Source organism: Amycolatopsis sp. NPDC004378 (assembly GCF_053602455.1).
The window spans coordinates 187,847-203,142 of record NZ_JBSGDR010000004.1; the positions used below are offsets into that span (position 1 = coordinate 187,847).

Annotated in this window: 10 protein-coding genes; 4 read left to right on the forward strand and 6 right to left on the reverse strand. The window is 72.0% G+C overall.

Annotation, left to right across the window (positions count from 1 at the left end; genetic code table 11):
• The first annotated feature begins 12 nt into the window (after window positions 1-12).
• Window positions 13-510 (forward strand): nitroreductase family deazaflavin-dependent oxidoreductase, encoded by a 498-nt coding sequence (locus ACWEN0_RS15835; protein ID WP_451973636.1) that lies wholly within the window; start codon window positions 13-15, stop codon window positions 508-510.
• Here the strand turns inward: ACWEN0_RS15835 and ACWEN0_RS15840 are convergent.
• A complete protein-coding gene (locus ACWEN0_RS15840; RefSeq protein ID WP_451973638.1) occupies window positions 494-1,879 on the reverse strand; it encodes a WS/DGAT/MGAT family O-acyltransferase in 1,386 nt (461 codons plus the stop codon). The genes ACWEN0_RS15835 and ACWEN0_RS15840 overlap by 17 nt on opposite strands.
• Window positions 1,880-2,002: 123 nt before the next feature.
• Here ACWEN0_RS15840 and ACWEN0_RS15845 point away from each other — a divergent pair, with 123 nt between their 5' ends.
• Window positions 2,003-3,238 (forward strand): alpha/beta hydrolase, encoded by a 1,236-nt coding sequence (locus ACWEN0_RS15845; RefSeq protein ID WP_451973640.1) that lies wholly within the window; start codon window positions 2,003-2,005, stop codon window positions 3,236-3,238.
• Here ACWEN0_RS15845 and ACWEN0_RS15850 read toward each other — a convergent pair.
• From ACWEN0_RS15850 to ACWEN0_RS15860, 3 genes are all read right to left on the reverse strand, one after another.
• Window positions 3,232-4,392, reverse strand: coding sequence for an SWIM zinc finger family protein (locus ACWEN0_RS15850; RefSeq protein WP_451973642.1), 1,161 nt, complete (start codon window positions 4,390-4,392; stop codon window positions 3,232-3,234). The two genes, ACWEN0_RS15845 and ACWEN0_RS15850, sit on opposite strands and share 7 nt — an antisense overlap.
• The gene (locus tag ACWEN0_RS15855; RefSeq protein WP_451973644.1) at window positions 4,392-7,376 is read right to left on the reverse strand and encodes a DEAD/DEAH box helicase; all 2,985 of its coding nucleotides are present in this window, start codon (window positions 7,374-7,376) and stop codon (window positions 4,392-4,394) included. The genes ACWEN0_RS15850 and ACWEN0_RS15855 overlap by 1 nt, the downstream gene beginning before the upstream one ends.
• A gap of 186 nt (window positions 7,377-7,562) precedes the next feature.
• On the reverse strand, window positions 7,563-9,611 hold the full coding sequence (locus ACWEN0_RS15860) for an acyl-CoA dehydrogenase family protein (RefSeq protein WP_451973646.1): 2,049 nt from the start codon (window positions 9,609-9,611) through the stop codon (window positions 7,563-7,565).
• A 141-nt stretch (window positions 9,612-9,752) separates the two neighbouring features.
• Here ACWEN0_RS15860 and kstR point away from each other — a divergent pair, with 141 nt between their 5' ends.
• Window positions 9,753-10,391 carry a cholesterol catabolism transcriptional regulator KstR gene (kstR, locus tag ACWEN0_RS15865; RefSeq protein ID WP_451973648.1) on the forward strand — a complete coding sequence of 213 codons (639 nt, stop codon included), beginning with the start codon at window positions 9,753-9,755 and terminating at the stop codon, window positions 10,389-10,391.
• A 1-nt stretch (window position 10,392) separates the two neighbouring features.
• On the opposite strand, the gene ACWEN0_RS15870 is transcribed toward kstR, so the two are convergent.
• Window positions 10,393-11,223: an LLM class F420-dependent oxidoreductase gene (locus ACWEN0_RS15870; protein WP_451973650.1), complete on the reverse strand. Its 831-nt coding sequence runs from the start codon at window positions 11,221-11,223 to the stop codon at window positions 10,393-10,395.
• A 77-nt stretch (window positions 11,224-11,300) separates the two neighbouring features.
• Between ACWEN0_RS15870 and ACWEN0_RS15875 the strand changes: the two genes are divergently transcribed.
• Entirely contained in the window at window positions 11,301-11,984 is a 684-nt protein-coding gene (locus ACWEN0_RS15875; protein WP_451973652.1) for a class I SAM-dependent methyltransferase, read from the forward strand.
• On the opposite strand, the gene icmF is transcribed toward ACWEN0_RS15875, so the two are convergent.
• Window positions 11,981-15,214: a fused isobutyryl-CoA mutase/GTPase IcmF gene (gene icmF / locus ACWEN0_RS15880; RefSeq protein WP_451973654.1), complete on the reverse strand. Its 3,234-nt coding sequence runs from the start codon at window positions 15,212-15,214 to the stop codon at window positions 11,981-11,983. The genes ACWEN0_RS15875 and icmF overlap by 4 nt on opposite strands.
• Window positions 15,215-15,296: the final 82 nt, after the last annotated feature.

Here is a 15,296-nt window from a genome sequence, read left to right on the forward strand (position 1 = left end):
ACGGAGCCCCCGATGGGACGTTTCAGCCTGCCCGAGCAGAAACCCGACGGCCTGGACTCGCCCGTCACGGCGAAAGTCATGAAGTACGCGGCGAAGGCGCAGGTGTCGGTCTTCCGGCTGACCGGCGGCCGCGTCGGCGGCACGTGGCGGATCGGAGCCGGGTTCCGCAACCCGGTGCCGACGCTGCTGCTGGAGCACCGCGGTCGCAGGTCCGGCCGGCTGTTCACCACGCCCCTGCTCTACCTGAGCTGCGGCGAGGACGTCGTCGTCGTCGGCTCCCAGGGCGGCCTGCCCCGGCACCCCCAGTGGTACTTCAACCTGCTGGCACACCCCGAGACCCGCATCCAGCTCAAGGGGCGGCGCGACGTGCCGGTGGTGGCACGGGTCGCCGGGCCGGACGAACGCGCCGAGCTGTGGCCGCGGCTGGTCGAGCTCTACGCCGACTTCGCGAAGTACCAGGCCTGGACCGACCGCGAGATCCCGGTGGTGGTGCTCAGCCCGCGGCCTTGAGCAGTTCGGCGAGGGCCTCCGGGAGCGCGTCGGCCAGCGGCCACAGGTCCTTGACCAGCTCGCGCGCGCCGAGCAGGCCGACGTGCACCTTGCCCGCGTTGGACAGCACCGTGACGTTGAGCCCGGCGCCGTGGAAGACGGGGCCGAGCGGGTAGAGGCCGGTGATCCGCGCGCCGAGGAAGAACAGCGGCATCGGCGGGCCGGGCACGTTGGAGACGACCAGGTTGTGCACCACCGGGTGCTTCTCGGCCAGGCGCAGCGCCGAGTACGCGCGCACGGCGAGGCCGAACATCGTCGCCGCGGAGAACTGCGCCCAGTCCTGCAGCATGTCCGCGTCGATGTCGTAGTGGTGGTCCTTCGAGAGCCGGTTGGCCTCGGCGAGGAAGAACACCCTCGCGGCTGGGTCGGCCAGGTGCGTCGGGAGGGAGGCGAAGAACGCGGAGACCTTGTTGCTGCCGTGGTCGCGTTCGGTCCGGTCGTGCACCGAAACCGGGACCGTCGCCACCAGCGGGTCTTCCGGCAGCTCGCCCCGTGCCTCGAGGAACTCCCGCAGCGCGCCGGCGACGAGCGCGAGCACGACGTCGTTCACCGTGACCCCGAAGGCGTTCTTGACCTCCTTGACCTCGTCGAGGTCGAGCTGGGCGAACGCGACGCTGCGGTGGCCGGTGATGGTGCCGTTCAGGGACGTCCTGGGCGCGGTGAACGGGACCGGCATCCCCTTGCCGCGCAACGCTTTCCCGAGCCACCTCGGCACCAGGCCCAGCAGGTCGGGAAGCAGCCGGGCGACCTCGGCGGGACGCTTCGCGAAGCTCTCGACGCCCGAGCGGAGCAGGTTCAGCGGCGACGGCACCGGAGGGTTGTCCTGGTCCTCGATCTCCGGCGGCGGCGCGTCGGGCTCCAGGCCGGCGAGGTAGGTGATCAGGCTGGCACCGCTCACACCGTCGACGCTCGCGTGGTGCATCTTCAGCAGCACGGCGATCTGGCCGTCGGCCAGGCCTTCGATGACGTAGAGCTGCCACAGCGGCCGGGCGCGGTCGAGCTGCTGCCCGGCGATGTGCGCGCACAGCTCGGCCAGCTCGGCGCGGTCGCCGGGGGCCGGCACGCCGATGCGGTGCACGTGGTGGTCGAGGTCGAAGTCCTCGTCCTCGACCCAGACCGGATGACCGACGTTCCAGAGTGGATTGTGCAGTTTGCGGCGGAACGCCGGGATCACCCGGACGCGTTCCTCGAGCTTTTCTTCGAGCTTCGCGAAGCTGTAGCCGCCGGGGACGGTCGACCCGTCGAGGGTGAGCAGCCCGCAGACGTGCAGGACCTGCGCCGACGTCTCGAGGTAGAGAAAGCTCGCGTCGAGGCCGCTCAGTCTCTGCATGACACTTAGGGTAAGCCACTTCCCAGAGGATTTCGGGGGTCCGGGTGGCGGAGCCCCCGGCCCGGGGCAACGCCCCGGTCGCTGCGGCGGCGCGTCACCCTACTCGCCGGTACCATCGCGGTGGTGCAGCCGAACTTCCTGATCCGCCGTGCGGTCCAACTCGGCCTCACCGCGAACGCGCTCCGCCCGTTGAAGGCCCGCTCCACGACGATCCCGGCGTTCTTCGCCGGCTGGCTGACCGGTGAGCTGGCCCCGCAGTTCCTGGCGCTGACCCTGGCCGACACCGCGGTGCACGTGGCGCGCCACGGCGTGCGCGACCGCTCCACGCAGGCGGGGCTGGCGATGGCCGGCGCGTCGGCCGCCGGGCTGGGCACGCTGATCCGCACCGGCCACGGCGCCCGCGAGGAGATCGAGCACGCGCTCAAGTCGGCGCTGGGCGAGGACTACGCGGCCGAGCTGGGCCGCTCGGACCTCGGGCTGCCGTGGGGCGAGCTGGCGCTGCCGTTCCGGATGGGCGCGCCGGACGTCCGGGTCGACCGCGACATCGCCTACGCCCCGGGTGGCAAGCGGTTTCTCCTGGACGTGTACCGGCCGTCTTCGCCCGTGTCGGGTGCGCCGGTGCTGCTGCAGGTCCACGGCGGCGCGTGGGTGATCGGCAACAAGGAGGAGCAGGGCCGGCCGCTGATGCGCTACCTGGCCCGCCGCGGCTGGGTGTGCGTCGCGATCAACTACCCGCTCTCGCCGACGCACCGCTGGCCGGCGCACATCGTGGCGGCGAAGCAGGCGCTGGCGTGGATCCGTTCCTCGATCGCGTCGTACGGCGGCGATCCCCGGTTCGTCGCGGTGACGGGTGGCTCGGCGGGCGGCCACTTGTCGGCGTTGCTGGCGTTGTCGCAGAACGACCCGGCGCTGCAGCCGGAGTTCGAGGACGTCGACACGAGCGTCCAGGCGTGCGTGCCGCACTACGGGGTGTACGACTTCGCGGCCACGTCGGGTTCGCGGGCGAGCCAGTACCGGCTGGAGAGCCTGATCGCGCGGCGGGTGTTCGCGGCCGACCGGGACCCGGTCCGGCACCTCGACGACTACATAGCGGCGTCCCCGCTGGACCGGATTTCTTCGGAGGCACCGCCGTTCTTCGTGATCCACGGCCGGGACGATTCGCTGGTGCCGGTGCGCGAGGCGCGCGAGTTCGTGCGGCGGTTGAAGGAGAAGTCGCGGCAGCCGGTGGCCTACGCCGAGCTGGCCGGGGCCCAGCACGCGTTCGACGTGTTCACGTCGGTGCGCAGTGCGCACGTCGTTCGCGGCGTGGCGCGGTTCCTGGACTACACCTACAACGCCTGGAAGGCCGGGGCTCAGTAGGCCAGGTCCACCGGGCTCGCCGACGGTGGGCCGTCCAGGCGCCACTCCGTGCCCGACTTCACGAAGCGGTACCAGCGGGCGTCGCGGCCGTAGCGCAGCTGCAAGCCGCCCTGCGTCAGGCGGTTGCGCCAGATCTTCGGGGTGCCCGGGAGTCCGGCGTCGGCCATGACCAGCTGGGCCTCGTTCAGCGGGCCCGGCCCCGGCTGCCAGGGCTCCCGCAGCACCGCCAAGCCGCCGCGGCCGGCTTCACGCCAGGCCTCCGCCCAGCGGGCCAGGTCGCGCGGCGGGACGTCGGCCGCGGTGGCCAGCGCCGTGACCTCCGTGCCGGACCGGCCGGCCGCGCGGCGGGCCAGGTCTTCCTCGAACGTCAGCTCCGCCGCCGCCAGACCACCGACCAGGAGGTCGCGGGCAAGGGCGGCCGCGTCGGCGGCCAGTGCGGACAGCGCGGCCGCCGTCCAGCCGGTGCCCGGGGGCGGGTCGAGGTCCAGGACCGCCGGCGGGCCCGCCACCCGCGGCGTCGGGGGCAGGGCCGGGATCGCCCCCGGCCGCCGGGCGTACGCCGCTCGCGGGGACAGCCCCTCGTCATCCCGTTTGCGCAGCTTCGGTTTCTCGCCGCGCGACGGCGACCGGCGGGCCCGCAGCTCGGCCAGGACGTCCGCCCGCGGGCGTCCGCGCAGCAGGAACAGGGTGAACGGGTCGCGGTCCACCTCGTCGGCGACCAGGTAGTACACCGCCGCGACGTGCTTGCACGGGTTCGCCGAGTCGGGGCACGAGCACCGCGGCCGCAGGTCGCCGGGCCCGGGCAGCAGGTCGGCCCCGGCCTCGCGGGCCTGCTCGGCGAGCGCGCCCGGCAGCTCGCCGTCGAGCAGCGCGGCCGCGTGCCCGAGCTGCGTGCCGACCACGCCGAGCAGGGTGTCCCACTCGTCGTCGGTGAAGGTGCGCATGGTGATGGTGACCTTGTACGGCGTCGGACGGCTGCCGCGCACCCGCGCCGTCATCGCCCCGGCGCCGAAGCGCAGCTCGCTGACCGTGCCCTTGCGCGCGTACGTCCGCCCGCGGGGCAGCCGGTTCGGGTCGAGCTTCGCGCGTTGCTCCAGCGCGTCCACCCAGGCGCGGCCCCACCAGGTCGTGCCGAAGTTCCGCCTCGGGGGCATCAGCCGCTCCCGAGCCGGACCAGGTCGGCGAGCTCGTCGTCGGAGAGCTCGGTGATCCAGTCCTCCCCCGCGCCGACGATCGACTCCGCCAGCCCGCGCTTCTTCTCGAGCACCTGCGCGATCCGCTCTTCGAGGGTGCCCTCGGCGATCAGCCGGTGGACCTGGACCGGCCGGTCCTGCCCGATGCGGTACGCGCGGTCGGTGGCCTGGTCCTCGACCGCCGGGTTCCACCAGCGGTCGTAGTGGATCACGTGGGTGGCCCGGGTCAGGTTGAGCCCGACGCCGCCCGCCTTGAGCGACAGCAGGAACACCGGGATCTCGCCGGCCTGGAACCGGTCGACCATGTCCTGGCGCTTCGCCGGCGAGCTGTCGCCGGAAAGCAGCTCGGTGGGCAGGCCACGCTCCCGGAGACGTCGCTCGAGCAGCCGGCAGAGCTGGACGTACTGGCTGAAGACGAGGACGCTCTCGCCTTCGTCGAGGATGACGTCCACCAGTTCCTCGAACGCCGCGAGCTTGCCCGACCGGCCGGTGAGCGCGCCGTGCGGCTCCTTGAGGAACTGCGCGGGGTGGTTGCAGATCTGCTTGAGCTCGGTGAGCAGCTGCAGGACTTGCCCGCGCCGCTTGATGCCCTGCGTCTCGCGGATCTCGGCCAGGTTCTCCCGCACGACGGCCTCGTAGAGCGTGGTCTGCTCGGCGGTGAGCGGGACGAACCGGTCGGTCTCGGTCTTGGGCGGCAGCTCCGGGGCGATGTCCGGGTCGGACTTGCGCCGCCGCAGCAGGAACGGCCGCACGGTGGCGGCGAGCCGTTCGGTGACGGCCTTGTCGCGATCGCGTTCGATCGGCCGCGCCACGGTGCGCCGGAACCGGTCGAGCGGACCGAGCAGCCCGGGCGTCGTCCAGTCCACAATGGACCACAGTTCGGTGAGCCGGTTCTCGACCGGGGTCCCGGTGAGGGCAACCTTGGCCCGCGCGGGAATCTTGCGCAGCTCCTTGGCGGTGGCGGACAGCGGGTTCTTGACGTGCTGCGCCTCGTCCGCGGCGACCAGCCCCCAGTCCACTTCGGACAGTGTCTCGCGGTCGCGCCGGAGGACACCGTAGGTGGCCAGGACGACTTCGTCGGGAGCCAGGTCGTCGAGGTGGCGCCCGCCGCCGTGGAACCGGCGGACGGGGATGTCGGGCGCGAAGCGGGCGAACTCGCGTTCCCAGTTGCCGAGGAGCGAGGTGGGACAGAGAACGAGGGTCGGCCCACCACCGGCCGGGCCGGCGGGCGGTGTGTGGTCGTGGGAGATCAGGGGCTCGCCCGGCAACCCGGACTTGGCGAGACCAGCGGGCAACTCGGACCCGCCCGGTAACCCAGACTCGGCGAGACCAGCGGGCAACTCCGCCCCACCCGGCAACCCAGACTCGGCGAGACCAGCGCGCAACTCGGACCCGCCCGGCAACCCAGGCTCGGCGCCGGGGCCGGCGGGCAGCTCGGCCCCGGAACCACCGAGGGGTGCCAGGGACCGGCGGTGCAGGTGCAGGGCGATCAGCTGGATCGTCTTCCCCAGCCCCATGTCGTCGGCCAGGCAAGCGCCCAAGCCGAGGCCCGTCATCGTGGCCAGCCAGGCCAGGCCGGCCTGCTGGTACGGCCGCAACGTCGCCTTCAAGCCCGCCGGGGGCGCGATCTCGGCGGACGCCCGGTCGCGGAGCCGCGTGGCCAGCCCGCCCAACGCCGGCGGGGCCGCGAACTCGACGCGTTCGCCGTCCAGTTCCAGCTCGCCCGTCAGCGCCGCCGCCAGGGCCTCGCCCGCCTCCAGCCTGCGGGTGCGGCTCCGGACCCGCGCCAGCAGGGCCGGGTCGACGCGCACCCACTGCCCCCGCAGGCGCACCAAGGGCCGCTTCGCTTCGGCCAGTGCTGCCACCTCGGCCTCCGTCAGCTGCTCGCCGCCGAGGCTCAGCTGCCAGCGGAACTCCAGGAGGCTCCGCAGCGCGAACTCCGCCTCCGTGACGCTCGCCGGCGCCTGCGTCGCGCTCGCCTTCGCCTTCACCTCGCCCGCGAAGAGCCCCTTCGACCAGAGCACCTCGATCCCGGCGCCGCCGAGGTCGTGGCTGCCGTCGGTGAGCAGGTCCACGACGTCGTCGTCGGACAAAGCCAGCGAAGCGGGCGCCGGCTGCGCCAGCACCCGGCCGAGCGGTGGCCACGCCCGCGCCCCACGGCGCAGGCCGAGCAGCAGCTGCGTTTCGACCTGGTCGCCGAGGCGGTCCAGGACCGCGTCCGGCGCGTCCCACAGCGTCGACGCCTCCACCACCAGGCTCGGCTCCGCCAGGCTGCGCACCGCCAGCACCCCGGCGAACGTGTCGTCGTCACGCCCCTCGACGCGCAGGAGCACCTGCACCCCGCGGGGTTCACGGGCCGCCAGCTCGGCCAGCCACGCCGCGCCGTCCGGGCCCAGCAGGGCGGGTTCGCGCGCGGCGAACGCCGGGTCGCCCGCGCCGACGGGTGCCGCCGGGCTGCGCGCCAGCAGGTCCGCCGTCGCGTCCCAGAGCGCGCGGACCAGCGAGTCCGGTGAGTGCAGGCGGATGCGCTTCAGCCCGGTCAACGGCAGTGCGTACGCCTCGGGTGGCAGTGCGCCGGCCAGGCCGCGCAGCAGCTCTTCGTCGGCGGCGTCCAACGGTCCGATCCGCCAGGCCGCCGCCCCGGCCGGCGAGGCCGCCGGACGCAGCCGTCCGCGCGCCACCAGGTTGACCCCGGCGTTGACCGCCGCCGACCACGCCGCGACCGCCGGACTGGCCTCCTCCCCCACGGCCAGCAGCCGCGGCAGCGCGCGCTCCAGCGGGACGAGCTCCGCCTCGACCTTCGTCCGCGCGAACTTGGCGCCCCGGGGCAGCACGAGCTCGATCGTGGTCCCGCCGACCACGTCCTCGCCCCACAAGGCCAGCACGCCGTCCCGCGGGGGATCCCCGGGAAGGTAGGTGGCTTGGGTGTCTGCTCCGAACTCCACGAAGGCAACGCTAGAACACGACCCCGACAGTTTCGGCCCGGAGGGCGCGAACGGTCCTTTCGCGCCGCCCGCACCCCCGCCCCGCCCGTGCTCGAAGAGGCATCACACGTGATCGGACAGGCATCACGCGTGATCGGACAGGCATCACGCGTGATCAGAAGGGCATCACACGTGACTGGCGGGGCATCAGCCGCGGGGCAGGCCCAGCAACCGTTCCGCGGTCAGGGACCGCAGGACCTGCGTGGTGCCGCCCGCGATCGACAGGCAGCGCGTCAGGAGGAACTCGTGCTGGACTTCGCCGCCCGCGACCAGCGCTCCCGTCCCCGCCAGCTCCAGCGCGAACTCCGCGACGTCCTGGCGGTGCTGCACGCCGAGCAGCTTCCGCACGCTCGACTCCGCGCCCGGGTCCTGCCCGCCGAGCCGCCGCAGCGCCGCCCGCAGGTCCAGCACCGAGCCCGCCACCCCGAAGGCGACGAGCCCGCCGAGCCGGTCCAGCGCGACGTCGTCCAGCGCCGCGGCGTCCACAGTGGACACGAGCGCCTGCACGCTCTCCCCCACCGCCGAGCCGCTCCCGAGGGCCACCCGCTCGTTGGCCAGGGTCGTGCGCGCCAGCCGCCAGCCGCCGCCCGGCGAGCCGACGACGTCGGCGTCCGGCACGAACACGTCGTCGAGGAACACCTCGTTGAACACGGCGTCGCCGGTGATCTCGCGCAACGGCCGCGTCGTGATGCCCTCGGCGCGCATGTCGACCAGGAAGTACGTGATGCCCTTGTGCTTGGGCACGTCCGGGTCGGTGCGCGCCAGGCAGATCCCCCAGTCGGCTTCGCGGGCCAGCGACGTCCACACCTTCTGCCCGGACAGCCGCCAGCCGCCGTCCACGCGCCGGGCCGCCGTCCGCAACGCCGCCAGGTCCGACCCCGCGCCCGGTTCGCTGAACAACTGGCACCACGTGATTTCCCCGCGCAGCGTCGGCCGCGCGAACCGCGAGCGCTGTTCGTCGGAACCGTGCTCGAGGATCGTCGGCACCGCCCACGCGCCGATCACCAGGTCCGGACGGCGGACGCCGGCGGCCGCCAAAGCCCCGTCGATCCGCAGCTGCTCGGCCGCATCGGCGCCCCGGCCGTAGGGCGCCGGCCAGTGCGGGGTCAGCAACCCCGCGTCGGCCAGGGCGACTCGCTGGCCGGAGCCGGAAAGCGCGGCGATCCGCGCCACCTCCTCGTGCAAGGCGGGGTCGTCCCCGACGTCGACCCCCAGCGTGCGCTCGGTCCCGGCCAGCGCCAGCGAAGCCGCCCGGCGCCGCCACGCCCCGCCGAGCCACTGGCGCAACGCCACCGCCCGGCGCAGGTAGAGGTGCGCGTCGTGCTCCCAGGTGAACCCGATGCCGCCGAGCACCTGGACGCAGTCCTTCGCGTTGGCGACGGCCGCGTCGAGGGCGACGACGGCCGCGCTCGCCACGGAGAGCGGGTGCTGCCCGGCCGCCGCGTCCCAGGCCAGCGCCTCGGCGGCTTCGGCGCGGCTGAGCATCTCGGCGCACAGGTGCTTGATCGCCTGGAACGCGCCGATCGGCTTGCCGAACTGCTCCCGGACCTTGGCGTACTCGACGGCGACGCGCAGGCACCGCCGCGCCACGCCCGCCGCCTCGGCCGCGGCCAGGGTCGCCGCCAGCGGCTCGACCGGCGGCAGGGTCAGGACCTCGGCCGGGACACCGGAGAACCGGACGCGCCCCAGCGGACGCGAGAAGTCGAACGGCGTCAGCGGCTCGACGGTCACCCCCGGCGTCCCCGGCGCGAGCAACACGTGACCGCCCTCGACCGGCACGAGCAGCCAGGACCCGGGAGTGGCTCCCGGCACCGGCCCCGAGACGCCGTCGATGAGCCGGTCCAGCAACACCGCGACCGTGGCCTCGCCCTCGGCGAGGGCCGCGAGCAGCTCCTTCGCTTCGGGGACCTCCGCGAGCAGGAGGCCGCCCAGCGCCGTGCCGAGCACCGGACCGGGAACGAGTTCTTCGGCCGCGGCGGCCAGCCCGGCCGCGAGATCGGCGACGGTTCCGTCGGCTCCGCCGGCCGCCGCGGGCAGCGCGACGCCGAAGAGGCCGAGCTCGGCGAAGCCCGCGGGAACACCCGCCGCGGACCCGGTTTCCGCCGCTCGAACCGCCTCTCGCGGGTGGTGCGCGGCGGACCAGGCGTGGATCGCCTCGGCCAGCGCGACCTGTTCCTCGGTGAGCGCAACCGGCATGGGCCCTCCTCGCGGGTGACGGACACTACTCGCGAGTGTAGAACGTGTTACAGTTTTTCGGCCAGTGGGTCAGTTGTTGAACGTTTCGCCAGGACAGGTACTCTACGTCGTGAACTGGAACAAGTTCCGAAGGACGGGGGAATGCCGATGCCCGGCAAAGCCAAAGCGCCGGCGAAGGCACGCGGCAACGGCCTGAGCGCGATCGGGGCCGACGAACTCGGCTCGGCCGCCCAGCGCGACCGCCGCCGCCGGATCATCGACGCCACCCTCGCGCTGGCCGCGAAGGGCGGGTACGACGCCGTGCAGATGCGGGCGGTCGCCGAGAAGGCGGACGTCGCGCTCGGCACGCTGTACCGCTACTTCCCCTCGAAGATCCACCTGCTCGTCTCCGGCCTGGCGCGCGAGTTCGAGCGAGCGCAGGAGAAGCTCGAGCGCCAGGCCATCCCCGGCGAGACCCCGGCCGAGCGGCTGATGTTCGTGCTCGGCCGCAACACCCGGCTGATGCAGCGCGACCCGCACCTGACCGAGGCGATGGTCCGGGCGTTCATGTTCGCCGACACGTCCGCGGCCGCCGAGGTCGAGCAGGTCGGGCGGCTGATGGAGAACATGTTCGCCCAGGCCATGGGCATCGACGACCCGACCGAGGCCGACCGCGACATCTTCCACGTCGTCGCGGACGTCTGGATGGCGAACCTGGTGGCCTGGGTGACCCGCCGCGCCTCGGCGGCCGACGTCGCCAACCGCCTCGAGCTGTCGGTGCACCTGCTGCTGGACAAGTGACTCAGTGGTGCGTGGCCGCCAGGGCCGCCAGTTCGTCCAGGGCTTTGAGCGTCTCGGCTTCCGGCATCGTCTCCAGCAGGAACGTGTAGCGCTCGACGCCCGCCTCGCGGAAGCCGTCGATGATCTTCGGGCGCTCGTCGCCGCCGAAGACGGCGAACTCCACGTCTGACCGGCCCTGGTCGGCCAGCCAGCCGCGGACACGCTTCGCCTCGTCGAAGTGCGTGTGACCGCGAAGCAGCCAGCCGTCGCCGTAACGGGCGAGACGGTTCAGGGCGGCTTCGCTCTCGCCGCCGATGTAGATCGGCGGGTGCGGCTTGCGCACCGGCTTCGGCCAGGCGTAGATCGGGTCGAAGTCGACGTGGGTGCCGTGGAACTCGGCCTGGTCCTTCGTCCAGATCTCCTTGAGCGCGGCCAGCTGCTCGTCCATCAGCGCGCCGCGGGTCTTCGGGTCGGTGCCGTGGTTGCGCATCTCCTCGCGGTTCCAGCCGACCCCGACGCCGAACAGCGCGCGCCCGTCGGAGATCAGGTCGAGCGAGGCGACCTCCTTCGCGACGTGGATCAGGTCGCGCTGGATCAGTAGCGCGATCCCGGTGCCGAGCAGCAGCTCCGACGTCGCGGTGGCCGCGGCGGTGAGCGCCACGAACGGGTCGAGCGTGCGCTTGTACTTCTCCGGCAGGTCGCCGCCGCCCGGGTACGGGCTCTCGCGGTTCACCGGGATGTGCGAGTGCTCGGCCAGCCACAACGAGTCGAAGCCGCGTTCCTCCAGGGCCGCGCCCAGCACGTCCGGCCGGATGCCTTCGTCGGTCACGAACGTCGAGATCCCGAATTTCATACTTCTACGACTACCACCCGGTTGACAGGAGGTGCAGGATGGAGTGATCTCATCATCCGTTGAATAAGGGGGTAGTCATGGACGTACAGGACATCGACTTCGAAGAGCTCTACCAGGGCGCCACCCCGGTGGGCCGGAAGATGCCGTGGGACATCGGCGCGCCGCAGCCCGCGGTCGTCGCACTGGCCGACGCCGGCGAGTTCACCGGCGAGGTGCTCGACATCGGCTGCGGCCTCGGCGACAACTCGGCGTTCCTCGCCTCGCGCGGCCTGAGCGTCACCGGTCTGGACGGCGCGCCGTCGGCGATCGAGCAGGCCCGCGCCCGCACGAAGGACGTCACCTTCGCGGTCGCCGACGCGACGACGCTCGAGGGCTACGAAGGCCGCTTCGACACGGTCCTCGACAGCGCGCTCTACCACTGCCTGTCCGAGGACGAGCGGCATCGGTACCTGGCCGCCCTGACCCGCGCGACGCGGCCGGGCGCGCGGCTGCACCTGTTCGCGTTCTCCCCGCAGGTACCGGACGCCTTCCCGGCGCCCTACCTGATCAGCGAAGCCAACCTGCGCGAGACCGTCGGCAAGGACTGGACGATCGAGAAGCTCGAACCGGCCGTCTACACGACGTCGATGAACCCGGACGAGCTGCGGCAGAGCGTCCGGGTCATGCTGGACGCGGACCCGGCCGGCCTCGCCGGCATGGACACCGACGCCGGCGGCCGGGTCCTGGTCCCGGTCTGGCAGCTGAAAGCGGTCCGCCGCTAGACGTTGCGCCGGTACTGGCCGCCGACCTCGAAGAACGCCTCCGTGATCTGACCCAGCGAGCACACCCGCGCGGCATCCATCAGCACCCCGAACAGGTTGCCGCCACGGGTGGCCGCCTCACGCAGCGCCTTCAGCGCCTGCTGGGCCTCCTCGTGGTGGCGGTGCTGGAAGTCGGCGAGCCGGTCCAGCTGGGACTTCTTCTCGTCCTCCGTCGCGCGGGCGAGCTCGACCTCGATGTCGTCCTCGCCCGCACGCGGGTTGCGGAACGTGTTGACGCCGATGATCGGCAGCGAGCCGTCGTGCTTCTTGCGCTCGTACAGGATCGACTCGTCCTGGATCTTGCCGCGCTGGTAACCGGTCTCCATCGCACCGAGCACGCCGCCGCGCTCGGAGATCCGGTCGAACTCCAGCAGTACTGCCTCTTCGACCAGGTCGGTCAGCTCGTCGATGACGAACGAGCCCTGCAGCGGGTTCTCGTTCTTCGACAGGCCCCACTCCTTGTTGATGATCATCTGGATGGCCATCGCGCGGCGCACCGACGACTCCGACGGCGTCGTGATCGCCTCGTCGAACGCGTTGGTGTGCAGGGAGTTCGCGTTGTCGTACAGCGCGCAGAGCGCCTGCAGCGTGGTGCGGATGTCGTTGAAGCTCATCTCCTGCGCGTGCAGCGACCGCCCGGACGTCTGCACGTGGTACTTGAGCTTCTGCGACCGCTCGTTCGCGCCGTAGCGCTCGCGCATGGCCACGGCCCAGATCCGCCGCGCCACCCGGCCGAGCACCGAGTACTCCGCGTCCATGCCATTGGAGAAGAAGAACGACAGGTTCGGCGCGAAGTCGTCGATGTCCATGCCGCGCGCGAGGTACGACTCGACGTAGGTGAAGCCGTTGGACAGCGTGAACGCCAGCTGCGAGATCGGGTTCGCCCCGGCTTCGGCGATGTGGTAACCGGAAATGGACACCGAGTAGAAGTTGCGGACGCCGTGGGCGATGAACCACTCCTGGATGTCGGCCATCATCCGGAGGCTGAACTCGGTGGAGAAGATGCAGGTGTTCTGGCCCTGGTCCTCCTTGAGGATGTCGGCCTGCACCGTGCCGCGCACGTTCTTCAGCGCCCACTCGCGCAGCTCGGCGGCTTCGGCGTCGGACGGCTCGCGCCCGTGCTCCGCCTTGAACTCGTCGAGCTTCTGGTCGATCGCGGTGTTGAGGAAGAACGCGAGGATCGTCGGCGCCGGGCCGTTGATCGTCATCGAGACCGACGTGTTCGGCGCGGTCAGGTCGAAGCCGTCGTAAAGGACCTTCATGTCCTCGAGCGAGGCGATGGACACGCCGGACGTGCCGACCTTGCCGTAGATGTCCGGGCGCGTGTCGGGGTCGTGGCCGTAGAGGGTCACGGAGTCGAACGCCGTCGAGAGCCGCTTCGCCTCCGAGTCCTCGGAAAGCAGCTTGAACCGGCGGTTGGTGCGGAACGCGTCGCCCTCGCCGGCGAACATCCGCGCCGGGTCCTCGCCCTCGCGCTTGAACGGGAAAACGCCCGCGGTGTAGGGGAAGTAGCCCGGCAGGTTCTCGCGGCGCAGGAACGACAGCAGCTCGCCGGACTCGGCGTAGCGCGGCAGGGCGACGCGCGGGATCCGGTTGCCGGACAACGTGTCGCGCCACAGCTGCGTGCGCAGCTCCTTGTCGCGGATCTTGACGACGAGCTCGTCCTGGCGGTACTCCTCCGAAAGCGCCTTGAAGCGCTCGAGGAGCTTCGTCGCCTCGCCGTCCACATCGGACTCGGCCGCGGCGAGCAGCCCGTCCAGCGCGTCGGTCGAGGCGTCCACCTTGCCCAGTTCTTCACGGGCCAGCGCCAGGGCTTCGCGCTTGCGGACCGCGGCGACCTGCGCTTGCGTCTTGGCGTGGTAGCCGCGCACGGTCTCGGCGATGTCGGCGAGGTAGCGGGCCCGGGTGCCGGGGATGACCGTCGACGCGTCGGTCGAGACCTTGCCCTCGACCTGCGGCAGCGTGCCGGCCGAGACGGTCAGCCCGCGCTCGGCGAGCATGCCGCGCAGGTGCTGGTACAGCGCGGTGACGCCGTCGTCGTTGAACTTCGCCGCGCTCGTGCCGTACACCGGCATGTCTTCCGGGCCGGAGTCGAAGGCCTCGCGGTTGCGCACCAGCTGGCGCGCGACGTCGCGGCGGGCGTCCTCGGCGCCGCGGCGCTCGAACTTGTTGATCGCGACGACGTCGGCGAAGTCGAGCATGTCGATCTTCTCCAGCTGCGACGCGGCGCCGAACTCCGGCGTCATCACGTACAGCGAGTTGTCCACGTAGTCGACGATGCCGGCGTCGCCCTGGCCGATACCCGGCGTCTCGACGATCACCAGGTCGAACCCGGCGGCCTTGCAGGCCAGGATCGCCTCGCTGAGCCCGGCCGGGATCTCGCCGGACGTCGTGCGCGTGGCCAGGGACCGGAAGTACACCGGGGAGCCGTCGAGGCAGTTCATCCGGATGCGGTCGCCGAGCAGCGCGCCGCCGCCCTTGCGCCGCGACGGGTCGACGGCGAGCACCGCGATCCGCAGCTTGTCCTCCTGGTCGAGGCGGAAGCGGCGGATCAGCTCGTCGGTGAGCGAGGACTTGCCCGAACCACCGGTGCCGGTGATGCCCAGGACGGGTACCTCACGCTTGCCCGTGGCTTCGGTGATGCCGGTGAGCAGCTCACCGGGGAGCTTCTCGGCCTGCAGCTGGGTGATGACGCGGGAGAGCGAGGCGACGTCGCCGGAAAGGACCTTGTCCAGCGCCGGGGCCTGGGCGGCGAGGTCGACGTCGCAGGCCTCGATCATCGAGTTGATCATGCCCGGGAGGCCCATCTCGTAGCCGTCCTCGGGAGAGAAGATGCGGGCGACGCCGCGGGAGTGCAGCAGCTCGATCTCCTCGCGCACGATCACCCCGCCCCCGCCGCCGAAGACCTTGATGTGCCCGGCGCCGCGCTCGCGCAGCAGCTCGACCAGGTAGGAGAAGTACTCGACGTGCCCGCCCTGGTAAGCAGAGATGGCCACACCCTGGACGTCCTCGGCGATGGCCGCGGTGGCCACCTCGTCGACCGACCGGTTGTGGCCGAGGTGCACGACCTCCGCGCCCTGCGACTGCAGGATCCGCCGCATGATGTTGATCGACGCGTCGTGGCCGTCGAAGAGGCTCGAGGCCGTGACGAACCGGACGGGGTGCGCGGGGCGGTACAGCTCACTGCTCATCCCTCCAAAATACTTTGACTTCCTACTATTGGAAACCCGAAGACCCGTGACGCGGATCTCAGCGGCCCACCAGGAGAACTTG